This is a genomic window from Seonamhaeicola sp. ABD4_175 (genome assembly GCF_056160885.1).
Map to the genome: position 1 here is coordinate 535,536 of NZ_JBSWYC010000003.1, position 24,826 is coordinate 560,361.

The 24,826-nt window shown below is 32.6% G+C and carries 21 protein-coding genes; 15 read left to right on the top strand and 6 right to left on the bottom strand.

Annotation, left to right across the window (positions count from 1 at the left end; translation table 11 throughout):
* The first annotated feature begins 3 nt into the window (after positions 1–3).
* The 13 genes from ACXAG4_RS12075 (at position 4) to ACXAG4_RS12135 (ending at position 14,079) form a co-directional block, all read left to right on the top strand.
* On the top strand, positions 4–1,767 hold the full coding sequence (locus ACXAG4_RS12075) for a sulfatase family protein (protein ID WP_475296332.1): 1,764 nt from the start codon (positions 4–6) through the stop codon (positions 1,765–1,767).
* 22 nt (positions 1,768–1,789) lie between these two features.
* Positions 1,790–2,896, top strand: a complete 1,107-nt coding sequence (locus ACXAG4_RS12080; protein WP_475296333.1) for an L-dopachrome tautomerase-related protein — start codon at positions 1,790–1,792, stop codon at positions 2,894–2,896.
* Positions 2,897–3,000: 104 nt separating this feature from the next.
* Positions 3,001–3,858, top strand: coding sequence for a helix-turn-helix domain-containing protein (locus tag ACXAG4_RS12085; RefSeq protein ID WP_475296334.1), 858 nt, complete (start codon positions 3,001–3,003; stop codon positions 3,856–3,858).
* A 115-nt stretch (positions 3,859–3,973) separates the two neighbouring features.
* Positions 3,974–4,936 carry a 2OG-Fe(II) oxygenase gene (locus tag ACXAG4_RS12090; RefSeq protein ID WP_475296335.1) on the top strand — a complete coding sequence of 321 codons (963 nt, stop codon included), beginning with the start codon at positions 3,974–3,976 and terminating at the stop codon, positions 4,934–4,936.
* A gap of 126 nt (positions 4,937–5,062) precedes the next feature.
* Positions 5,063–5,863 carry an SDR family NAD(P)-dependent oxidoreductase gene (locus tag ACXAG4_RS12095; protein WP_475296336.1) on the top strand — a complete coding sequence of 267 codons (801 nt, stop codon included), beginning with the start codon at positions 5,063–5,065 and terminating at the stop codon, positions 5,861–5,863.
* 82 nt (positions 5,864–5,945) lie between these two features.
* Entirely contained in the window at positions 5,946–7,604 is a 1,659-nt protein-coding gene (locus ACXAG4_RS12100; RefSeq protein WP_475296337.1) for an acetolactate synthase large subunit, read from the top strand.
* Positions 7,605–7,607: 3 nt separating this feature from the next.
* Complete coding sequence (locus ACXAG4_RS12105) at positions 7,608–8,975, top strand: NAD-dependent succinate-semialdehyde dehydrogenase (RefSeq protein ID WP_475296338.1); 1,368 nt, start codon at positions 7,608–7,610, stop codon at positions 8,973–8,975.
* 85 nt (positions 8,976–9,060) lie between these two features.
* Complete coding sequence (locus ACXAG4_RS12110; RefSeq protein ID WP_475296339.1) at positions 9,061–9,654, top strand: NAD(P)H-dependent oxidoreductase; 594 nt, start codon at positions 9,061–9,063, stop codon at positions 9,652–9,654.
* Positions 9,655–9,657: 3 nt separating this feature from the next.
* The gene (locus ACXAG4_RS12115; RefSeq protein ID WP_475296340.1) at positions 9,658–11,553 is read left to right on the top strand and encodes a monovalent cation:proton antiporter-2 (CPA2) family protein; all 1,896 of its coding nucleotides are present in this window, start codon (positions 9,658–9,660) and stop codon (positions 11,551–11,553) included.
* A 12-nt stretch (positions 11,554–11,565) separates the two neighbouring features.
* Positions 11,566–12,450, top strand: a complete 885-nt coding sequence (locus ACXAG4_RS12120; RefSeq protein WP_475296341.1) for a helix-turn-helix domain-containing protein — start codon at positions 11,566–11,568, stop codon at positions 12,448–12,450.
* Positions 12,451–12,549: 99 nt separating this feature from the next.
* The gene (locus ACXAG4_RS12125) at positions 12,550–13,431 is read left to right on the top strand and encodes a nuclear transport factor 2 family protein (protein WP_475296342.1); all 882 of its coding nucleotides are present in this window, start codon (positions 12,550–12,552) and stop codon (positions 13,429–13,431) included.
* A gap of 11 nt (positions 13,432–13,442) precedes the next feature.
* Positions 13,443–13,808 (top strand): hypothetical protein, encoded by a 366-nt coding sequence (locus ACXAG4_RS12130; protein WP_475296343.1) that lies wholly within the window; start codon positions 13,443–13,445, stop codon positions 13,806–13,808.
* A 79-nt stretch (positions 13,809–13,887) separates the two neighbouring features.
* Positions 13,888–14,079, top strand: coding sequence for a hypothetical protein (locus ACXAG4_RS12135; RefSeq protein WP_475296344.1), 192 nt, complete (start codon positions 13,888–13,890; stop codon positions 14,077–14,079).
* Positions 14,080–14,148: 69 nt separating this feature from the next.
* Here ACXAG4_RS12135 and ACXAG4_RS12140 read toward each other — a convergent pair whose 3' ends face one another.
* The 6 genes from ACXAG4_RS12140 to ACXAG4_RS12165 all read right to left on the bottom strand — a co-directional run bounded on the left by ACXAG4_RS12140 (position 14,149) and on the right by ACXAG4_RS12165 (position 22,541).
* A complete protein-coding gene (locus tag ACXAG4_RS12140) occupies positions 14,149–15,306 on the bottom strand; it encodes an iron-containing alcohol dehydrogenase (protein ID WP_475296345.1) in 1,158 nt (385 codons plus the stop codon).
* Positions 15,307–15,325: 19 nt separating this feature from the next.
* Positions 15,326–15,958: a nitroreductase family protein gene (locus ACXAG4_RS12145; RefSeq protein ID WP_474539507.1), complete on the bottom strand. Its 633-nt coding sequence runs from the start codon at positions 15,956–15,958 to the stop codon at positions 15,326–15,328.
* A 9-nt stretch (positions 15,959–15,967) separates the two neighbouring features.
* Complete coding sequence (locus ACXAG4_RS12150; protein ID WP_475296346.1) at positions 15,968–16,546, bottom strand: TetR/AcrR family transcriptional regulator; 579 nt, start codon at positions 16,544–16,546, stop codon at positions 15,968–15,970.
* 96 nt (positions 16,547–16,642) lie between these two features.
* Positions 16,643–17,542 carry an EamA family transporter gene (locus tag ACXAG4_RS12155; RefSeq protein ID WP_475296347.1) on the bottom strand — a complete coding sequence of 300 codons (900 nt, stop codon included), beginning with the start codon at positions 17,540–17,542 and terminating at the stop codon, positions 16,643–16,645.
* Between the two features lie 979 nt (positions 17,543–18,521).
* Entirely contained in the window at positions 18,522–19,235 is a 714-nt protein-coding gene (locus ACXAG4_RS12160) for a hypothetical protein (protein WP_475296348.1), read from the bottom strand.
* Between the two features lie 168 nt (positions 19,236–19,403).
* Positions 19,404–22,541, bottom strand: a complete 3,138-nt coding sequence (locus ACXAG4_RS12165; RefSeq protein ID WP_475296349.1) for a WD40/YVTN/BNR-like repeat-containing protein — start codon at positions 22,539–22,541, stop codon at positions 19,404–19,406.
* 205 nt (positions 22,542–22,746) lie between these two features.
* Here ACXAG4_RS12165 and ACXAG4_RS12170 point away from each other — a divergent pair, with 205 nt between their 5' ends.
* Positions 22,747–23,748, top strand: a complete 1,002-nt coding sequence (locus ACXAG4_RS12170) for a metal-dependent hydrolase (RefSeq protein ID WP_475296350.1) — start codon at positions 22,747–22,749, stop codon at positions 23,746–23,748.
* 336 nt (positions 23,749–24,084) lie between these two features.
* On the top strand, positions 24,085–24,801 hold the full coding sequence (locus ACXAG4_RS12175) for an HNH endonuclease (protein ID WP_475296351.1): 717 nt from the start codon (positions 24,085–24,087) through the stop codon (positions 24,799–24,801).
* Positions 24,802–24,826 lie beyond the last annotated feature (25 nt).

Sequence of the window (24,826 nt, forward strand, 5' to 3'; positions counted from 1 at the left end):
GCTATGAAAGCGTTAAAAATAGTATCTACTGTATGCCTTGCATTACTTTTTGGATGTAATTCAAAAGCGGATAAAACAGCCAAAAATAGCGAGTCAAAAGATGAACAAAAGAAACCAAATATTCTTCTAATATTGGCAGATGATATGGGATATGGCGATATTGGTGTTTACGGTAGCGAAATCAACACCCCCAATATTAACAAATTGGCAGAAGAAGGCACGCAGTTTACCAATTTTCACGTAAGTGCAGCTTGTTCGCCATCTAGGTCTATGCTGATGACTGGTGTCGATAATCATAGAGCAGGTATTGGTAATTTGGTAGAAATACAAGCCGATAACCAATTTGGGCAACCAGGCTACGAAGGTTTTTTAAATGATGACGTTGTATCTGTAGCCACTCGATTAAAAGATGGTGGTTACCATACTTATATGGTTGGTAAATGGCATTTGGGAAAAACCGAAACCAAAATTCCTTATGCCAGAGGTTTCGAAAAGTCTTTTGCACTTATGGAAAGTGGTGCAGATAATTGGGTTGAGCAACCGTATATGCCTTTAAACAAAGCGGTGCATTATTTTGAAGATGATAAACAAATTAGTTTGCCAACAGAAAACTATTTTTCTTCAAATTACTACACTGATAAAATGATAAGCTACATCGATTCTAGTAAAGAAGACAACAAACCATTTTTTGGTTATGTAGCGTATCAAGCGGTTCATTATCCGCATCAGGCGCCAAAAGAATTTATAGACAAATACAATGGTGTTTATGATAAGGGTTGGAAAGAACTACGCCTTAACAGGTTACAGAAACAAAAAGAATTAGGAATAGTTTCACCAGAAGTTACCCTTAATTTTGAAAATGCAGCAACAACAGTTCCTGCTTGGAAATTGTCCGATTGGGAAAACTTATCAGAAGAAGAACAAAAGTTCAATGCCAGAAGAATGCAAGCCTACGCAGGTATGGCAGATAATATGGACTATAATATTGGTCGTATCATCAATCATCTTAAAGACATTGGTGAGTATGAAAATACAGTGATTATTTTTCTTTCAGATAATGGTGCAGACCCAAATCAGTTACCAAAAAATCCGGCATTTAAAGATTGGTACAAAGACAATTACACTTATTCTTCTATGGAAGATTATAAAGGTGATTATTCGCAAGTAGGGTTAAAAGGTTCCTTTTCAGATTATGGTCCAAATTGGGCTTCAGCATCTAACACGCCAAATAGTTATTACAAGATGTTTTCTACTGAAGGTGGTGTCAGAGTGCCTTTTATAGCGTGGTATCCAAAGAAAATTAAAGCCGGAAAGATTACTCAAGAATTTGCATTTATTAAGGATGTAGTACCTACAATGTTAGAAGTTGCAGGATTAGAAGACACAGGAAGCACCTATAAAAACAAAGAAGTTTTTCCAATTACAGGAAAAAGTATGTGGGCATCTTTAACCACTGAATCTAATAAAGTTCACAGCGCAGAGGAAACCATAGGTTCTGAATTGGCAGGTAGTAGAGCGGTTTTTAAAGGCGATTACAAACTAGTGTACAACCCTAAAACTAAAGGTTTTGGTGAATGGGAACTTTATAACATTATCAAAGACCCATCAGAAATGCATAATCTAATTTCTGAAATGCCAGAAGTTGCAGAAGAATTAAAGAAGGCTTACGAAGTGTATCAAACTGAAAACGGTGTAATTCCAGTTCCGAGTGATTATGACGTATTAAAACAGTTGGTGAAAAATTCTGAAAGAGAGAATTCGCATTAAAAAGTATAATTGTAAAATAGCTATGAAACATTCCATATTAATATTTGCTTTAGCAATTTCGGTTATGACATTAAGTGCACAAAATTCACTAACAGAAGCAGAAGTATTTGCAACAACAAATCAGGCAGTTGGTAACATTACATTTACCAATAATGGCGATTTGGTTTATAGTCATCATCCCTTTTTTACACCAGAAAATCGGGTGATGATAATGGATGCAAAAACCAAAGAAAGCAAACCGTTTCCAAATAAAGCGTGGAATACACCTCGTGATACCGACGACAACTATTTAAGTAACGTTTTAGGAATCCGTAATGACGAAAATGGCATTATCTGGATGATAGATATGGCACAACGTAATAACGTAACACCTAAAATTGTGGGTTGGAATACAAAAACCAATAGTTTAGAGCGTATTTATTACTTGCCAAAATCGTCTGTTCCAAAGATTGCACAGCCCAACGATATGGTCGTAGATACCAAACACGGTTATTTCATAATTGCAGATGAAGGTATTGGTAATGGTGGTGACGGAAGTAAAGCGGCTTTCATCATCGTAAATATGAAAACAGGAAAAACACGTCGCATTTTGGAAGGTACACGAACCACAAAACCAGAAAATACACCAACAGTTATTAATGGTAAACATTTGGCAGTAAACGGAAATGATTTGTTGGTTGGTAACGACGGAATTACAGCAGATAAAGATTTTGAATACATCTATTACGGACCATTAAACGGAACAAAAATCTACAGAATTAAAACTTTAGATTTAGTAAATGAAGCTTTTACAGATGAAGATTTAGATACTAAAATTGAAACCTATTCTGAAAAACCTAACAATGGCGGAATGAGTATTGATATGGATGGAAATATTTACCTAACAGCTCTTGAGACGCAAAGTGTCGCAGTGGTTTCTGCAAAAGATAAAAGTGTAAAAACCATTGCAAAACATAAAAATATGGTTTGGCCAGATGGTGTAAGTTACAATCACGTCGATGGTTATATGTACGTTTCTGCAGCACAGGTTAATAATGGCGCTGTTTTTAACAATGGAAAGGATAAATCATCTACACCGTTTTATATTTTTAGGTTTAAACCTATTGTAAATGGTGTCCCTTACAGATAGATTTTAAGTTTAGTTTGATTGATTAATAGCAGAAAAAGCCACCAAATGTAAAACACATTCTGTGTGGCTTTTTCATTTTTTAAAAGGTTTAATTAATTATAATTATGGCAAGAACGATTTTAGAAAATATTGTTATACAACAGTACAAAGACCAAACATTTTTTTCGTTTTGTGAATATACAAACATCCGTTTTTTTGAAATTTTATATTTTGAAACGGGTAGTGGACTCATTAAAATAAACGGAAAAACGGTTAACTATACATCAAATAGTGTTTTTGTATTCATTCCTGATGATATTTATATTGTTGAGGCCGAAACTGCAACAAGTAGTATTGCTATTAAATTTTTGAAGAGTTTTTTTAGAAACACCAATGCGAAAAACCAAGAATTACCCGTAAACGATTGGTTTCGTAAAATTGAAGAAATTTTAAATAGCGAAAGCCATCAACTACGCGAAATGCAGTTTGAAACAACTTCAGACAGGTCGCATTTAGTGTCGTTAGTCAATATGGTAGCTACGGAATATTTAAATACCCAAACTCACGATATTTTCATTATTCAAAATTCATTGTCTGTAATTCTTCATTTAATAGCTCGTAATATTCAGTATGTAAACGCTTCTGAAGTCAAAGCAATAAAGTCTTCAAAAATTCAGCAAATCATTAACTATATTCATTCTAACATTTATAATTCGGAATTATTAACTACTAAAAGTTTAGCCAATGAATTTCATATGGCAGATAATTACATTAGTGAATATTTTAAAAAACATACCGATGTTTCTCTTAAAAAGTACATTATCAACTACAAATTAAAGTTGGTAGAAACACGATTAAAATACACCGATGCACAAGACTCTGAAATTGCATTAGAACTTGGTTTTACCGATTCTAGTCATTTAAATAAAACCTTTAAAACCTATAAAGGCATGAGTTTAAGTGCCTATAAAGCTAGTTTATAATAGTTTTTTACAAGAAACCTTATTTTTTACCAATACCACATTGTTTTCTACCAAAAAATAGCTTCATGTCTGGAATACCTTTGTAGTGTAAATAACAAACAATAAAAAATTTATTATGAAAACAATAGAATATACCAATGCATTACAACAAGCACTTGCTTTAGAAGTGCCATCAAGAGAATTATCATTAAGACGCGATCCATCGGTTTCTAAATTTTGGAACGATAACCGTGAATTATTAGAAGCTGCTTGGGCGGAATGGGAGCAAGAAAATAAAGACAATTTATTATTGCCAGATGAATCTTTACTTGATCCTAAATTACGTAAAGCCATTAACGATGCTTGGGAAAATCCAGAAAAAGAAGCTGCTGTTGCCGATTTATGGGAAGAAATTATTCCTGGTGTGTACGAAACACAGTTTTTCGATTTAGAACGTTTAGCCGATTTTAGAACGTATTTAGAAGATGTGGTTAATTCCGGAATTCCAAAACGTGCACCTTACGGTATTCAATTAAACCGCTACGGAATGATGTTAGACCCACGTTCTGAAGGGCATTTGGCAACACCAAGTTTTCAAGCGTTTTATAACGCAATTATGGACCGTTATATGCGCCCCATTTCTCGACTTTTATTAGGAACTTACGGATACGATAATCAGACTTTCGGGTTTTCAATACAGTACAATCCAGATAAAGACAAAGATTTACACGCGCATACCGATGCTTCGTCAGCAACTTTAAATATCAATACCAATTTACCTAATGAAGAGTTTACAGGTTCTATAGTAGATTTCTATGATAAAGCTTCTGGTAAAACCGTACAAACCAAGTTTCAACCAGGTAAAGCCATCATTCATAGAGGTAATGTACCACACGCCACACATCCAATAGAAAGTGGGCAACGTAGTAATTTAGTAGTTTGGTTGTATGGTGTCAATATGCAAATTCCTAGAGGAAGCACCAGTAGTTACGGAAATATCAGTGGCAACTCAATTAAAGATGTGGCATTAGAAAGTGTTACTGCTCGCCAACGTTGGAGTTTACCAGATGGACCAAAAGATATGATTGCTCCATTTTAAAAATTAGAATATTTTACAAATGAATTAGAAACGTCAGTTCGAGTGATTATTCTTCAGAAGACATTCTGAAGAAAAATAGTATCGAGAACTTCTCTTGAATTGAAGTTTTTTAAAAAAACATAAAAAATGAAAACCATATTAATAACAGGAAGTACAGACGGCATTGGGAAACTTACAGCCTTAAAACTAGCCAAAGAAGGACACCAAATATATCTTCACGGTAGAAGTGAAGACAAATTAAAAGCAGTAATTAATGAACTAAAAGAAGCTTCAAAAAACCAAAACATCAAAGGATTTGTAGCCGATTTTTCCGATTTGAATGCTGTAAAACAAATGGTTGAACAAATTAAAAATGAAGTTTCAAGTTTAGACATTCTCATAAATAACGCAGGTATTTTTAAAACAGCATCCAATAAAACAAAAGATGGTTTAGATATTAGAATGGCTGTAAATTATTTAGCACCTTACGTTTTAACAGAAAACATTATTTCGGTTTTAGAAAAAGCTTCAGAACCTAGAATTGTTAATTTAAGTTCAGCAGCACAATCTACAGTGCAAAAAGGGGTGTTAACTGGTGATGCTACCGTTAATTCAAGCGAAAGTTACGCGCAAAGTAAATTGGCTTTAACCATGTGGTCGTTCAATTTTGCAAAACAACATCCCAATGTTACGACTATTGCTGTAAATCCAGGATCGTTATTAAATACCAAAATGGCAAAAGAGGCTTATGGACAGCATTGGTCGCCTGCGGAGAAAGGTGTTGATATTTTATACTCTTTAGCTATGGATAGTATTCATGCTAATAAAACAGGTGCTTATTATGATAATGACAGAGGTGGTTACAACAATGCGCATCCTGATGCTTATGATACAGATAAAATTAATAATCTTTTAACTAATACAACAGGTGTTTTAACAAATGTTTAATGCTTTAAATTAGGGCATTAAAGCTTTATTTTTAGATTTATTACAGCACTAGTTTAAAAAATAAAAAAAGAAAAATTACTACATGAAAGCATCAGATTTATTTATTAAAGCACTAGAAAACGAAGGCGTAGAATACATCTTTGGTTTACCCGGTGAAGAGAATTTAGATTTCTTAGAATCTCTACGAAAATCAAAAAAAATAAAATTGGTGCTAACACGCCATGAACAAGGTGCCGGTTTTATGGCCGCAACTTATGGCAGATTAACAGGCAAACCAGGTGTTTGTTTAGCTACTTTAGGTCCGGGCGCTACTAATTTAGTAACACCGGCCGCTTATGCGCAATTGGGCGCTATGCCTTTGGTAATGATTACGGGGCAAAAGCCTATTAAAAAAAGTAAACAAGGTAAATTTCAAATAATTGATGTGGTTGAAATGATGCAACCACTCACAAAATTTACTAAACAAGTTACACATGGTGCTCATATTCCGTCAATAACGCGAGAGGCTTTTAGGTTAGCTCAAGAAGAAAGACCCGGAGCTGTACATATTGAATTACCCGAAGATATTGCCGAAGAACAGGTTGAAGATGCTAATATTTTTGAAGTTGTAGATTACAGAATACCACACGTAGATACCGAAACGATAACAAAAGCAGCTACCATGATAAAGGCAGCAAAAAAGCCTTTGTTGCTTATAGGTGCTGGTGCTAACCGCAAAAGAGCTAGTGAAGCACTCACCAAATTTGTTGATGTATTGGGTATTCCATTTTTTAATACCCAAATGGGCAAAGGAATTATAGATGAAAGACATCCCATGTATTTGGGTACTGCTGCCTTGTCAGAGTCAGATTTCCTTCATGAAGCCATCAGTAATGCCGATGTTATAATAAATGTAGGGCATGATACCATTGAAAAACCACCGTTTTTTATGCATACTGAAGATACCCGAAAGGTCATTCACCTTAACTTTTTCCCTGCCGAAATTGATGAAGTTTACTTCCCGCATCTCAATGTTATTGGAGACATTGCTAACAGTGTTACACAATTAACAAAGGCTTTAAAAGTATTTGCAAAAAGCTGGGATATTGATTTCTTTTTAAAAGTAAAACAAAATGTAAACAAACACTTATCAAAATACAAAGAAGACAATAGATTTCCTGTTTTACCACAGCGTTTGGTAAATATTATTAGAAATACTTTACCCGAAAATGGCATTGTAACCTTAGATAACGGTATTTATAAAATTTGGTTTGCACGTAATTACCCGGCATACCAACAAAACAGTTTAATTTTAGATAATGCTTTGGCAACCATGGGCGCTGGTTTAGCTTCTGCTATTATGGCCAAAGAATTAAACCCTAATAAAAAAGTAATTTCGGTAAATGGCGATGGCGGTTTTATGATGAATTCTCAAGAACTTGAAACTGCAGTACGATTAAATTTAGATTTGGTTGTTATTATTTTGAATGACAACGCCTACGGAATGATTAAATGGAAACAAGAAAACAATGGTTTTGGCGATTATGGTTTAGATTACAAAAACCCCGATTTCATTAAATATGCTGAAAGTTTCGGTGCCAAGGGCTATAGGGCTTCATCTGTAGAAAACTTTCAAAACATTCTAGAAACCTCTTTAAATTCAAAAGGTGTACATATCATAGATTTACCTGTAGATTATTCACTAAATCATGAAATTCTAAATGTACGCATAAAAGAATATTCACAAAATTTAAAAAAATAAAAAATGGCAAACGCAATAAGTATAAATCCTTCAAACGGAAAAGAAATAGCAACCTACAAACGTATAGATGAAGATGAATTAAATGATAAAATTTCAAAAGCACATAAAACCTTTAAAACTTGGAAAACACTTTCCTTTGATGAACGTGCAACATACATGCGCAAATTGGCCAATGTTTTAGAAACCAACAAAGAACACTACGCACAATTGGCTACTTCCGAAATGGGAAAAACAATTGGGCAGTCTAGAAAAGAAATAGAAAAATGTATCTGGATTTGTAATTATTATGCCGATAATACGAGTGATTTACTAGCTAATGAAACCGTTAAAACCGAAGCAAGTAAAAGCTATGTAGCATTTCAACCAATAGGCGTTGTTTTAGCAGTTATGCCCTGGAATTTTCCGTTTTATCAGGTTATAAGGTTTGCAGCACCTGCATTAATGGCGGGTAATATTGGGGTACTTAAACACGCATCAAACGTACAAGGTTGTGCTTTTGCTTTAGAAGATGCTTTTAAACAAGCAGGTTTTCCAGAATATACATTTACAAACCTAAATATAAGTTCTAAATTAGTTAAAAATGTTATTGAAAACCAAGCTGTTGCCGCTGTCACATTAACGGGTAGTGATCCTGCCGGAAGATCGGTAGCTTCTATCGCTGGCCAAAATCTTAAAAAAACAGTTATGGAACTTGGCGGCAGTGATGCGTATATTATTTTAGAAGATGCCGATTTAGATAAAGCCACAGATTTAGCTACATTTGGTAGGTTACAAAACAACGGACAAACATGTATTGCTGCCAAACGTTTTGTTGTTTTAGAAAGCATTTATGACGAATTTTTAGAGCGCTACAAAACTAAAATGGCCGCTGCTAAAATGGGAAATCCATTAGATGAAGATACCTATTTTGGCCCTATGGCACGAGTAGATTTAAGAGACGAGTTACATGAACAGGTAAACAAAACCATTGAGCAAGGTGGAAAATTAATTTTAGGTGGAACTATACCAGAAACAGATGGTGCTTTTTATCCAGCTACAATTTTAGCCGATTTAAAACCAGGAATGGAAGGTTTTGATAATGAGCTCTTTGGTCCTGTTGCTTCAGTTATTAAAGCCAAAGATGAAGCTGAAGCTATAGAACTTGCAAACAACTCGCAATTTGGTTTGGGGTCTGGTGTTATTACAAGTAACAAAGCACGCGGTGAAAACATAGCATCACAGCTTGAAGCCGGTAGTAGCTTTGTAAATAAATTAGTGGTTTCAGATCCAAGATTACCATTTGGCGGTGTTAAAAACAGTGGTTACGGTAGAGAGTTAGCAGGCTATGGTATCAAAGAATTTACAAATACAAAATCTGTTTGGGTAGATTAAAGTGCTATTAAAAGTTAAATTATTACTAACTTTAACATAGGCTATTACAAGCTTGTAATCTCTTAACATCAACCAATTTCAGCCAATGAAAAAAGTTCTCATTCTTTTTGCACATCCTAAATTTGAAAAATCTAGAGTTAATGCAACGCTTATTGAGCGATTAAAGGATAAAGCTCATGTAACATTTCACGATTTGTATGAGCATTATCCTAACTTTCATATTAATGTGCAACACGAACAAGAGTTGTTGCTTCAGCACGATATTGTAATTTGGCATCATCCATTGTATTGGTATAGTAGTCCAGCTATTTTAAAGCAATGGAAAGATTTAGTTTTAGAGTTTAATTGGGCATACGGACCACAAGGAAAAGTATTGCACAATAAAACCGTTTTTAACGTAATAACTACTGGCGGATCTCGCGAGGTGTATTGTACAGCAGGGTATAATACATACACTATCAATGAATTTTTAAGACCTTTTGAACAAACTGCAAAATTATGTGGTATGAGCTATTTACCACCTTTTGCGGTTATGGGAACGCACCATTTATCCGATGATGATTTATTGGATTACGCAAACCAATACGAACAGCTAATTGATTTGTTGCAAGGTGATTTTAAAGCAACCCAATTATCAAATTGCTTTTTCTTGAACGATTTAGAAATTTTAACCGCTTAAAATATGTCTGGAAGTTTATTATTTGAAGCAATTGTTTTTCTTGCTGGTGCCATTATTTGTGTATCAATAGCTAAACGATTAGGATTAAGTTCAGTCATTGGGTATTTATTGGCAGGAGTGCTTATTGGCCCGTATGTATTAGGTTTTATTGGTGAAGAAGGTGAAGATATTTTACACTTTGCCGAATTTGGCGTTGTAGTAATGCTGTTTTTAATAGGATTAGAAATTGAACCCAAAAACTTCTGGAACATGCGAAAGTCCATTCTCGGAATGGGTGGTATACAAGTGGCACTAACCATGGGGTTAACCTATGTGTTATTTGCTTTTTTAGGTTATGAATGGCAGGTTTCATTGGCCATCGGTATGGCTGTGGCGCTCTCATCAACCGCCATTGCGTTACAAACCATAAAGGAAAAAGGGTTGATGAACACCACCTTTGGTTCAAGTTCATTTTCAATATTATTATTTCAAGATATTATTGTGATATTTATGATTGGTATCTTGCCTTTATTTAGTAATTCATCTGAAGAAACAACAACTACAAATGCACATGCTACAGAGACTTTAATTGAAAGCTTACCAATTGGGTTACAAACTTTAGCCATTATATTATCGGTAGTTTTAATTGTTATAGCAGGTCGTTTTGTAGTGGTGCCCATGTTGCGTAAAGTAGCAAAAACAGGCGTGAGAGAATTGTTGATTGCGGCTGCATTTTTAATCGTTTTCGGAATTTCATACTTAATGGAATTTGTTGGTTTAAGTCCAGCGTTAGGTGCCTTTTTAGGCGGTGTTGTTTTATCTACTAGTGAATTTAAACATGAATTAGAAAGCACGCTAGAACCGTTTAAAAACCTTCTACTCGGTCTCTTTTTTATGGCGGTTGGTGCCTCTATTAATTTTGTGGTGATTGCGAATAGTCCGTTAACCATTGGTGGTATTTTAATAGCTATTATTGCTATAAAAGCGGTGGTATTATTTATTACAGGTCGCATCTTCAAATTAAAACTCGATCAGAATGTGTTGTTAACTTTCAGTTTGGCGCAGGTTGGTGAGTTTGCTTTTGTATTACTCTCATTCGCCTTTCAGCTTAAAATTTTAGAACAAGCACAAATGGATATGATGTTGGTAGTTACCGCCGTTTCCATGTCGTTAACACCTATTTTGGCAGTGGTAAACGAGCGTTTTATTCTTCCAAAAATTGGCACAAAAGAATCTATAAAACGCCCAATGGATCATATTGCTAAATCACAAAAAGTAATCTTAGTTGGTTTTGGGCATTTTGGTAGTACGGTTGGCCGATTTTTGCGTTCACACGGTGTAGAAGCCACCATTTTAGATTTCGATTCTAACCGAGTAGATTTTTTACGTAAGATGGGATTTGAAGTGTATTACGGCGATGCCACACGCGAAGATTTGTTAGAATCTGCAGGAATTGCCGAAGCTAAATTACTCATTTGCGCCACCAATAAAGTTTCTGTAGCTAAAGCCATTAGTAAAATTGTAAAAGAAAAATATCCGCATGTTGAAATGTTAGTTCGCACAAAAAACCGTTACGATGCTTACGAGTTACTAAACCTTGATGTAACTAATATTTACCGCGAAACCTTAGACACCTCGTTAGCGTTAGCCAGTGATGCCCTTAATAAATTAGGTTTTAGAAAATATACTTTAAACCGCCAAGTTCAAAATTTTATTAAATATGATGAAGCCAGTTTACGTCGTTTAGCTACCTCGCCAAAACGTGATGACGATTATATATTTAACGCCCGAAAAGAACTTCAACAACAGGAAAAACTACTTGAAGATGATTTTAAAAGAGGTATTGTAGCCTATGATAATCATTGGGATAGTGAGCATATTAGAAAGCAATTAGAAAAATCTAATGAAACCATAAGTTAAAATAGGGCAGAAGTGGCACAAAAAGACATTCCAAATATTGAGTTTAATGCCAAAAAGCCAAACAATTCTGGTATAGAAATTCTTACCATTGAAAGTTTAGCCACTCGTAAAGATTTGGTGAAAGACCATCACCCAGAAAAAGCGCATCAAGTCGCTTTTAATATGATTGTGTACTATACCGAAGGCGAAAGCCAACAACTAGTAGATTTTATATGGCATCCTGTGAAAAAAAATACTATTATTCATATTTCAAAAGGACAAATAAATGCCTTCAAATTTACCAAAAATTTAAAAGGGTATATTTTATTATTTACGACAGCATACCTTCAAAATCAAATAAATGTATTGCCTAAAAATGAAATCATAAGGTTGTTTAATGCACATTTATTCTCGCCTATAATTCAAGTACCAAATAATTCTAATGTTTTGAATTATTTCAATTTATTTTATGAAGAATACAGCAATTCAAAAGACGACTACAATCAAGAAAACACCTACAAAGCCTTACATTCAATCATTTTTTCAAAATTAGAACGCTTAAAGCAATATCAAACATTTCATCTTAAACAATCTGAAAAGCTTCAAACGTTTTTACAATTCAAATCACTATTAGAAAAGCATTATAAATTAAGTAGAAATGCTGATTTTTATGCCGAAAAACTAAACATTACCTATAAACACCTTAATGCTATTTGTAAATCTACTGTTGATGTTACAGCAAAACAGTTTATTGATCAGTTTTTGGTATTAGAAGCTAAACGTTTACTTATAAATTCAGAAATTAAGAGTACCGAATTAGCTTATAATTTAGGGTTTGAAGAGTCTACAAATTTTGTAAAATACTTTAAAAAACATACAGGATTAACCCCAAATAACTTCAAAAAAGAATATCTGTAAATACTTAGGTTCGATATTTACCATTTTTCTTCTGAAATCTATCTTAATACAAGTTAAGTTTCATAATAATTTTGCTGTGTAATTAAAACACAAACCAAAATGAAACATTTAGTAACAGCATTATCGCTAGTATTAGTTATAGCATCATGCAAATCTGAAAAACAAAACAAAAACACACAAAAAGAAGAAAAAAACGCTATGGAAACCCAAGTTAAAACAACAAACAAAGATAAAGTGGTAGCTCTTTTAAAAAGTATAGAAACTGGAGATAAAACACCAGCAAGCTACATTAATCCAGAAAAATACATTCAGCATAACTTAACTGTAGCCGATGGTTTAGCAGGATTTGGAGCAATATTGCAAAACGCACCTGAAGGCGGGTTTAAAGTAAATACTATAAGAGCTTTTGAAGATGGTGATTATGTATTTACACAAACAGAATATGATTTTTTTGGACCAAAAATAGGTTTTGATGTATTTAGATTCGAAAATGGATTAATTGTAGAACATTGGGATAATTTAATTGAAAAACAACCTAAAAACCCAAGTGGTCACTCTCAAATAGATGGTACAACAACTATTACCGATTTAGATAAAACCAAAGCTAACAAAACATTAGTATCAAACTTTGTAAACGACGTTTTAGTGAATGGGAAAATGGATAAACTACAAAGTTACTTTAATGGCGATAATTACATACAACACAACCCAAATATTGCCAATGGATTATCGGGTTTAGGGGAAGCGTTAGAAGCTATGGCAAAACAAGGTATTCATATGGAATTTGATTCCGTTCATAAAGTATTAGGTCAAGGTAATTTTGTATTAACCATTAGCGAAGGTCGTTTTGCAGGCAAGCCAACGTCATATTATGATTTATTTAGAGTAGAAGACGGTAAAATTGCAGAACACTGGGATGTTATGGAAACTATTTTACCAGAAACAGATAGAAAAAACACAAACGGAAAATTTAACTTTTAATAAAACCAACAATGAAATACGCAATAATTATATTTTTAAGTTTAACAGCTTTAAGCTTTAATAAAAAAGAAAAAAACATGGACACTTATGTGATAGAAATAACCACTTTCAAAATGAAATCAACAGTAAATGCTGATGAGTTTTGGATTGAAGATGCCAAGGTAGATACTAATTATACCAGTAAACAACCTGGTTATATTAGTAGAGAAAGTGCTTTTGATGACGATACCAATGAAGTATTAGTAGTAGCTAAATGGAAGACAATGACAGATGCAGAAAATTCTATGCAAAAATTTATGAAAGACACATCTGTTGCAACATATGCCAATATGATTGACGGAAAAACCATGACAATGAAACGATATATCGTTAAATAAAAATGGTATTAATTAATAGTAGAAAAGACTATCAAAATTGATAGTCTTTTCATTTTTATAATTTTAAAAACAAGAATATATGTCAGATGTAAGAACGTGCCCAACCTGTGGCGCAAAAGCCAAATATAAAGAAAAAGAAGGTGTAGAAACTTTTACAGCAGTGCAAAATGAAGAAGCTTTTAAGAAAATAGGACAGATGAAGAAAGCTATGGAAAAGTTTAAAGCCAAAGCAGAAACTTTAGAGAAGGAATTGAAAACTTTGAAATCATAAATAAAAACAGGACTTTATGTAAAATAAAGTCCTGTTTTTTTTAGGCTTATTATATTAAAACTATACTATTTAATACGCCATTGTTACTATTTTTTTTGCATCGTTAGGTAATAATTCTTGTTTTTCGCCCAATTTCCAGCCACGATCTTCAAAACGTTTTTCTACTTCTTCGGCAGTACCTTCAAACTTATCTGTGTAATCAGACAATTTAGTGTCAATACCTAACTTGCGGTAAAACGCTTCGGTTTTCTCGATTGCAGCGTAGGCTTTATCGTCAATACTACCTTCGGTTACATTCCAAACACGTTCTGCGTATTGCGCTAATTTTTCTTTTTTAGCTTCAAAATTATACTTGTAATGGCTTGGTGCAATTACTGCTAATGTTCTGGCATGATCTATTCCAAATAAAGCGGTTAATTCGTGTCCCATCATATGGATGGCCCAGTCACCAGGAACTCCTTGTTGTATAAGTCCGTTTAAAGCCATAGTACAGCTCCACATAAAGTTAGATGCTGCTTCATAATTTGCAGGGTCTTCTAATACTTTTGGTGCAACTTCTATTAAGGTTTGAATAATACTTTCGGCAAATCTATCTTGTAATAATGCGCCAACTGGATAGGTCATATACTGCTCTAAAACGTGCGTAAACGCATCGGCTAAACCGTTTGCTAATTGACGTTGTGGAATAGAGGTAATTACCGAAGGATCTAATATTGAAAACTGCGGAAATAAACCTGGTCCGCCCATAGCTAATTTCTCTTTAGTTTCTTCTCTAGTAATAACTGCGCCAGAATTCATTTCAGATCCTGTAGCAGGTAAGGTTAATACGGTACCAAATGGCATTCCTTTTTCAGTACGCACTTTGTTTATTAGAATATCCCAAGGTGTATCACCGTCGTAAACTGCAGCAGCCGATAAAAATTTTGTTCCGTCAATTACAGAACCGCCACCAACTGCTAATAAATAGGTAATGTTTTCTTCTTTTATGACTTTTAAAGCGTTCATTAAAATATCATATTCTGGATTTGCAGGAATACCTCCAAACTCGGTAACGTCTACGTTAGCTAAAGCGGTTTTTACTTTATCATAAATACCATTTTTTTTAATACTACCACCACCATAAAGCATTAATACTTTGGCATCTTGTGGTATTTGATTTTTTAGTTTTTCTATTGAATCCTTTCCAAAAATAATTTTGGTAGGATTTTTAAATTCAAAATTGTTCATTTTCTTTCTCTTTTTTTAATTAGTCAATTACGGTTACTAAATCTTCCATAGGTTTTCTAACCTTTACAAGATTTACCAACCAATCATTTTCTTCTTCTCTATAACCAAGTGGTAACAATACTGCACTACGTAAGCCTTTTTCGCGTAAGCCTAAAATTTTATCTACAGCTTCAGGATCAAAACCTTCAATTGGTGTTGCATCTACACCTTCAAAAGCAGCAGCTGCGATTGCTTGAGAAAATGCAATGTAGGCTTGTTTTGCCGCGTGATTAAAGTTTTCTTCTTCGTCTTTTTGCGGGTACGCGTTAAGTAACATTTGTCGGTAATTTTCCCAACCTTCGTTTTTAAAACCACGAATATCGTTGGTTAAATCGAACATATAATTAATACGATCTGCAGTGTAAGTGTCCCAAGCAGCAAAAACGAGTAGGTGAGAGCACTCTGTAATAACCCTTTGGTTCCATGCTATTGGTTTAATTTGTTCTTTGATGTCTTGGTTTTTTACCACAAAAATTTCAAAAGGTTGTAAACCACTAGACGTAGGTGCTAATCGTGCAGCTTCTAAAATACGTTCTACTTTTTCTTCTGGTACGGCTTTACCGTTCATAGCCTTAGCGGCATATCTCCAATTTAATTTATCTAATAATTCCATAGGTTGTTTTTATTTTTTTATACTGTTCCAAGCTGCTTCAAAAGCATTTTTAATTAGTGTATCATCTAAAGTAATTGCGCCACGTTTTTGAGCTAACATTAAAAACGCTAGCGGGTTTATAGCGTAGGCATATAAAATATAGTCTGAATATGGCTTAATAATACCTTCAGCTTTACCTTTTGCCCATAAATCTAGTAACGGTTGTAAATGTTTAATGCCTTCTTGTCTGCTAGCTTCATCAATCATTGGTGTGTTATCGCATTGTGCTAAAAACAAAGCGTGTTCGCATTGTTTTAGTTTAAAATCTGCAATTCGATTCCAGATGTAATGAAACGCTTCTTTTACAGGTGCGTTGGCATCATAATTTTCAAAAGCAAAACGTGTAAATTCAGTTTTTACATCTATGTAAGTTTGATTCACTAAATCTTGCTTGTTTTCAAAATACAAATAGATAGTTGCTGGCGATACGTTAGCCATTTTAGCAATTTTACTCATAGGTGTAGCGTGGAAACCGTTGTTATTTACCAAATCAATAGTTGCCTTAACTAAAGCGTTACGTTTATCTATGCTTTTTTGAAGTTTTGCCATTACTTTAAATTCTACAAAGCAAAGGTATAAAAAAGTGAATGAACATTCATTTTTTTAACAAAGGTTTAATGTAAATACGCTAATTATAACAAAATTTTAACTGTAGAGGATAAGAAATACGCCTGCCATAATACCTGCTAAAGGTACCAGTTTTTTGCGTTTATTTTGCTCTTTAAAAATGAAGCCACCAACCACAACGGCTATGATAATTTGACTACGTTTAATAGCTGAAAGTAGCATGATTAAAGCATCTGGATCTTGTAAAGCCTTAAAGTAAAAATAGTCAGCTGCTTGCAATAAAATGCCAACTGCAATTATAGACCATCTGAATTTGAATGCTTTACGTTTTTCTGTAAAAGGAAACCAAGTTATACTTAAAATAATTAGTAAAATTAGAATAGTGTAGAGGCAGAACCAAAATTGTAATGTTTGCGGATTTAAGCTTAAATTTTGAATTAAAAATTTATCATATAATCCGCTACTAGCACCTAAAAACGTTGCGCCAATAATGGCAAATATCCATTTATTTCGTTTAAAAATGATGCCTTCCTTTTTTCCTATTTTTGAATATAATATTACCGAAAAAATAATGAGAAAAAAACCTATCCATTGATAAAAATTAGGACTTTCTCTGTAAATAACTATGGCGCCAATAAAGGTGAAAAATGGACCTGCAGAACGAATAGGTGTTACTATAGTTATTGGCAAATGTTTTAATGCTTGATACGCTAATAACCATGATGCTGCCATTATAGCCGATTTTATGATTATAAAACCATGTTGTTGCCATGATATAACTTGAAAATTATAGCCTTTACTTTGCGCATATTCCGGATAAAAAACAGATAACACATAAAAAAAAGCTATAAAAATAAAACCACTAGTTACGGTACCCAACAACACCGGAAATGCCTCATTACCTTGTACTGCATGTTTTTTGCATAAGTTATGTAAACCTAAAAACAATGCAGCTAATAAACCTAAATACATCCACATAATGGGCGCAAATATAGTTTGTTCTTAAGGTTTAAAATAGGAGTTTGTATTAATTTTATTTAAACAAAAAAATAAAATTATTTGAAGCAATATAACACTAATTTCTTTTTGTTTTAATTGGACTTGTTTCAACAATAAATTTTGTTAAAAAGAAAAGTGCCGTGAAATGTGTTAGTAAAATTAAAACCGAAAAAAACTTATGAGAATATAAATATTGGTTTATTGTACTAAGCGTTATTTGAAAAAAAAGTAAAATACCTGAAATTAATATTATAGGACCATTTTTATAAACATTACTTAAATAAATAACTGCAATTGCTGTTAAATAAACAACCAGTAAAAAGGCACATAAAAATGTAATAATAATTTTATTTCCAACTATAAAACTCATTAAATAACTTAAAATCATGTACAAAACATAACCAATAAATAAAACACTTATTAAAACATGAGCTTTTAAGAAATTACTCAATTTACTATGGGTTAAATAATTTTTAATTACCAAAATAAACCCAATTAAATATGTTGATGTTAGAAGCGCCACAACATGCTGAAATTTTGAAAAAGCCAACAAAGAAATAATATCTGTTGCAAAAACAATACATAAAGCTATTATAAAAAATAGGTTAAGTTTTTGCTTTTTTTGGGTAACGTAAATTAATAACAAATTAAACCCTAATAAAGGCACGATATAAATTTGACAACGCCTCTCAAAAAAGAAGGCTATTACACTTCCTATTAAAAGAAGAACATAAAAGCTAATTGTTAAAGTCTTTTTTAAGCCATTATTAGGATTTATATTTTTATTAAAAACAAACATTAAATGTTATTCACTTTTTTTAAAAAAGTAGGTTAAGTTTGTTTTAATCGATTTGGTTTTACAAATATATTAGCCAAATTCAATTTAAACAGTTGTTATTAGTTAAATATTCTTGTATGTATAGATGAATACAAATTTAAAGAAGGTAAGCTGTTAATTTTAAACAAATCTTTCTTCAGTGTTTTTAACACTGCTCACCTTAGTTTCTACAATAAACTTCATTAAAAAATAAATTGCTACAAAATGTGTAATCATTATTAAAACAGTAAAAAACTTATTAAAATACAAATACTCATTTATAGTACTTAGTCCCATTTGAAAAAATAACAAAATACCTGCGGTTAAAACATTTAAACAGTTTTCATAAACATCGTTTATATAAATAACCGATACTGTAAACATAAAAACCACTATACTAATAGCGCATATTAAAGAGAAGAATAATTCATTATCTGAGATTTGTTCAACCATAAAACTTAAAACAGTGTAAATAATATAGAGTATTAAACCAAAACTAATTATTACATGGCTTTTTAAAAATGACTTTAACGTGCCTTTTTTTAAATATTTTTTTAAAACTACTGAAAATAACACCAAATGTAATGTTGTTAAATTAGTTATCCATAGGTAAAACCTATCAAAATTATAAAGTGAAAAAAAATTAGAAACTAAAACCGCAATTAATGCTGATACAAATAGTAAATTGGCTTTTTTTTTGGTTTTGTGTATGTATGTAATTATTAATGCCAAAACAGCTGCCGGTACAATAATGTACAACTGTTGCTTTTGTAAAAAAGCACTCATAATGACCGATACTGCAGCTAAAACAAAAAACAAAACATCAAAAAAAGTTATTTTGGCAACATCATTCATTCAACATTACAGTTTACTTTAGTGTATTTAATTTTAATAAGATATTGATAGACTATCAAATTTAGTTATTAATTTTCATTGAGTTTGTAATTAAATGATGAAATAATTATTTTAAAGAGCATTTTCATCTTTTTTATAGATTAAATGCATCATACCTTAAAAAAGTAGTTATTTTAAATTAATAGCACCAATACCTTCTTTCCACAACATTGTATTAAAATCGGGTATTTTAGTGTTAATTAAATTATCTGCTGTTTGTTTTAAAGTTTTCCATTGTTTATCTAATTCTTGTTTCCTAAGTACTGATGCTTGGGTTATTTTTGGTAAGCTGCTGTTAGTTTGATTCATTAAAAACAGATAATCTGCTGTAAATTTATTTTCAAAGTTTTCAACGTCATCATACGCTTGAGATTTTCGTTGTACCATTTTTTCATCCCAGATTTTTATGGCTTTCAAAATACTATCACCTGTTTTAATAACATCAGAGTCTTTATGCTTCTTTTTTAACCTAATTAATGCCTTACTTATATCTTTAGCTACTGAGTTTAATAGGTTAACCTTGTTATGCATTTCGGTAACATTGGCTTCAAATTCGCTCATAATTGTATCATAAGCCATGTATTCGTCTTTTGTGATATTGTAGTCTGGATTTTCTTTAATTACTGCTTTTGTAGTATACGTTTTTCCATCATAACTTAATGTAATTGTATATTCACCTGGTATAACTTTGTGACCATTAAAACTAGCTTCAATATAAACCTTTGGTATACCGGGCACAATTTTATGTTGCATATTCCACACAAAACGGTTTAAACCTTCTTTTTTAGACAGCATAGGAGCTCTTGGTGCGCCACCACCGTTATGTGGCACGTAGGTAGAATCTTTTACAGAAGTATATGTATTAATAAGTTTACCGTTACTATCTGTTATTTTTAACGTAACAGGCTTTGATTTTTCTACCTTTGGAAGCTCATAATACAGCTCAATACCGTTAGTTGGATTAACACCAACAAAGTATTGCATACCATTAAATTTATCAACATTTCCGTTCATTCTGCTTCCCCAATTACCATAGTAAATAGGCTCTGGTTCATATAATTTTACGCCTTGGGTTTTGGCTTCGTATTGAGATAATAATGACAAATTATCTAATATCCAGAATGATCTTCCTGAGGTTGCTACAATTAAATCATTTTGGTGAACCATTATATCTAAAATGGGTGTTTGTGGCAAGTTTCTTTGAAAAGATTCCCATGTATTTCCATCATCAAAAGATATATAAATACCCAATTCTGTACCTGCGTATAATAGTCCTTTTTTAGCTTTATCTTCTCTAATTACTCTGGTGTGAGCACCTTGTGGAATGCCGTTATTAATAGCTTTCCATGTTTTCCCATAATCATTACTTTTAAAAAGGGCAGGCGTGTAGTTGCCTAATTTATATTTGGTAGTAGCTATATAAACCACTGCCGGATTGTGTGGCGATACTTCAATAGCATTAATAAGTGTTTCTCCTAATTTTTTAGGTGTAATATTCTGCCAGGTTTTACCATTATCTTTGGTAATGTGCACCAAACCATCATCACTACCAGAGTAAAATACACCTTTTTCATGAGGCGATTCTATTAAATAACTAATAGTACCATAATTTTCGGCACCAACAGCTTCATTAGTATATGGGCCACCGCCTTTACCTTGCTTTTCATCAATATTTCTAGTTAAATCTGGAGAGAAATGTGTCCAGGTTTTTCCCATATCAGTAGATTTTAAAACCAATTGTGCTGCATGAAAAATAGTGTTTGGCTCATGTTGAGACCAAATAATAGGCGCATTCCAATTAAAAAGATATTTCATGTCTCTGGCGGCTTTTCCAAGATATTGAATAGGCGCAGCCATAATTTTGGTGCTTACTTTAGTTTTCATATTTAAAGCCTCTATAGTACCTAAGTAGCTTCCGCCAACAGTAACGGTTGGATTATCTTTGTTGAAGGCTAAAAATGCACTTTCACCACCAGCAGCCGGTGTCCAGTTACGTTCTGTAATGCTGCTACCTGTTATATTCATACTAGCAATTTTTACCGAAGTATTGTCTTGCTGGCCCGCGTAAATATTATAAGGAAAATCATTATCAACATTAATACGATAAAATTGTGCGGTAGGCATAATATCTTGTGAAGACCAACTTTTTGCAAAATTAAAGGAAATTGCTGCGCCACCATCATTGGCAATTACCATATTTTTTGAGTCGTTTGGGTTAATCCATAAATCATGAAAATCGCCATGAGTTCCGGTAATTCTTTCCCAAGATTTCCCACCATCTTTAGAGCGTAGTGCTGGTGCACTCAATACATAAACAGTTTCATCATCTTTAGGATCAACAAAAACCTCAATATAATACCAAGCACGTTGTGTTAATCTGTTATCACCACTTACTTGTTTCCAAGATTTCCCTGCGTTGTTTGATACATATAAACCACTTTTATTGGTTTCAGAATCACTTTCAATAAGCGCATACACTTTATTGCTATTGCTACGGGAAACCGTTATAGCCAATTTACCTAAAGCTTTTGGTAAACCATTTTCTAATTTTGTCCATGTTTCACCAGCATCGGTAGATTTATATAAACCACTACCTTGGCCACCGCTAATCATTTTCCAAGGTGTTCTTTGATGATGCCATAAAGCCGCATAAAGTACTTGCGGATTGTTCATATCTATTGATAATTCTGAAGCACCAGAAAAATCATTAACAAACAAAGTTTTTTTCCAAGTTTTACCACCATCAACAGATTTATAAACGCCACGTTCTTGGGTTGGGGCACTGTATTTTCCTTGGGCAGCTACGTAAACAATATCTGGATTTGTCGGATGAATAACAATTCTAGAAATTTGTTCGGTTTTAGTTAAACCAATGTGTTTCCATGTTTTTCCGGCATCGGTAGATTTGTAAACACCATCACCGTAAGAGGTCATTACACCTCGTATAGCGTGTTCACCCATGCCAACATAAATAATATTGGGGTTACTTTCTGAAGCAGCTACAGCACCTACAGAACCTGTTTTAAAAAAGCCATCACTAATATTATTCCAATGCGCACCAGCATCTTCAGTTTTCCAAAGGCCACCTCCTGTGGTTCCCATATAATAGGTGAGTGGGTTATTTACAACACCAGTGGCACTCACAGAACGTCCACCTCTAAACGGACCAATATTTCTGTATTTCATAGAAGAAAAATACGTATTCGCGTCTTGAGCAATTAATAACACTGGTACTAATAATAATGTAAAAGTTATTTTGAATTTCATAAAAAAAGGATGGTTTGTTTTCCACTAAATTACATGATTTATTTTGAATAAAATAACATAATAATTATCTGTTTAATTTGATAAAAACCCTTATGAATTTTTACGAAAAATCTAAATTTAACATCATATTTTTATTATTTAAAAAGTTATAGTAACTTTTAATAATAGTTATTTTTGCGTATACAATTAGTTATTACATAAAGTATTGGATTCACTAACACAAATAGTATTGGGCGCCGCAGTAGGTGAAGCCATTTTAGGAAAAAAAATAGGCAATAAAGCATTGCTATATGGGGCTATTGCTGGTACAATACCAGATCTTGATGTGTTACTTGGCAACTTTACAGATACTATAACTGCCATAGAACTGCATCGTGGTTTTAGCCATTCAATAGTGTTTTGCTTGTTTATGGCACCTTTATTGGGGGTGCTAGTTAATAAATTTGAAAAAAAACAAAATCTTGGTTGGCAACCATGGGCAAAATTGTTTTTTTGGTGTTTAGTAACACACCCCATGTTAGATGCTTTTACAACCTGGGGCACTCAACTTTTTTGGCCTTTTAACTTAAAACTTGCCTTTAACGCTATTTTTGTAATAGACCCTTTGTACACATTACCGTTTCTATTTTGTTGTATTGTTATAATGTTTTGCAAACGCAATTCAAAACTAAGAAGGCGATTTAATAATTTTGGTTTATTATTTTCAACAAGTTATTTATTGGTAACACTTGTTTTAAAGTTTGCAGCACACCAAAAAATTGAGCAAGCATTACAAGATCAAGACATTGAATATACAGCTATAAGTACACGTCCGGCGCCATTAAATACTATTTTATGGAATGCGAATATTGATACCAAAGATGATTACCTCATTACAGATTACTCATTTTTTGATACAAAACCCTTAAAATTCACCAAATACCCTAAAAACCGTGAAACTTCATTTTTTTTAACAAAACACCCTGATGTTCAACGACTTATAAATATTTCTGAAGATTGGTATATCATTGAACAAAAAGAAGGCGTGTGGTACTTTAATGATTTGCGTTTTGGATTAATCCCCAAAAAAGATGACACTTCGTTTTTTACATTTTCTTATGCTTTAGAAAAAAATAATGGGCAAATAGAAGCTACTGAAGTTACAAAAACTGGTCGTGATGCTAAATTTTTGATGAATTTTTTATGGAACCGGATTAAAGGAAATTAGAATGTCTTTTTAGAGAACATACTGCAATCATTCAAAATAAAACGAAAAGCGATATTTCAACATATATTACAAATGTATTATTTGGACTATAATGTTCTGCGTTATGTTACTTGAACTTTGGATAAAAGCGATAGTCCTTTCTACATTTTCTTTAAAAAAAATTTACTCCAAAACTTTCTTTACGATGTTAATGACATCGAGGTACGAGATGCATGAACTCCTCTAAAAAAAATATAAACCTTGTGAATAAACACTCTTTACACGCAGCGACAGTAGGAGAGTAGTGTAATGTGTGTGGAATGGTAATATTTATTATATTTAAAAAAAGAAGTTAATATGTCTAAAATCACTGAAGAACAAATTATTAAATCCTTTGAAATTGCAAAAAGCATTTACGAAAATAAAATTACTCAGAAAGCAGGCTTAGACGAATTGGTAGATTTTGGAATGAACAGAAATTCTGCATCAGATTATGTTTATAATTATCAATGTATGATGACAGGAAAACTTATGACAAGAAATTCAAATGTTTTTGGTACAGAATATTACTTAAATAAAATTTATGAAAACCATGGGCAAAATGGACTTCAAAATGCTTTAATTTCCCTTTCTTCTCATTTAGATTATTATGAAAATATTTCTAATACAAGAGTTTTAAAAAGACGCAAAATATATAACAAATATTTAGAAAAATTAAATGTACCATCTCAAATTATATTCCCTGATGAAATAGATGAAACTGAAAAATTTATAGAGGGTAAATCTAAAAAGGTATTTGTAAATGTTTATGAAAGAAATACTGCTGCTCGAATTAAATGTATTGAATATTATGGATATAAATGTCAAATATGTGAATTTGATTTTGAAAAAAAATATGGTGAAATAGGAAAGGGATTTATTCATGTGCATCACATTATTGATATTTCTTCAATCGGAACTGAATATGAGTTAAATCCAATTACAGATTTAATTCCTGTTTGTCCAAATTGCCATGCAATGTTGCGCAAAAGAAAACCTGCATATTTATTAGAAGAAATAAAAAAAATGATATGATTTGGGTTTAAACTAAAAATTAGAT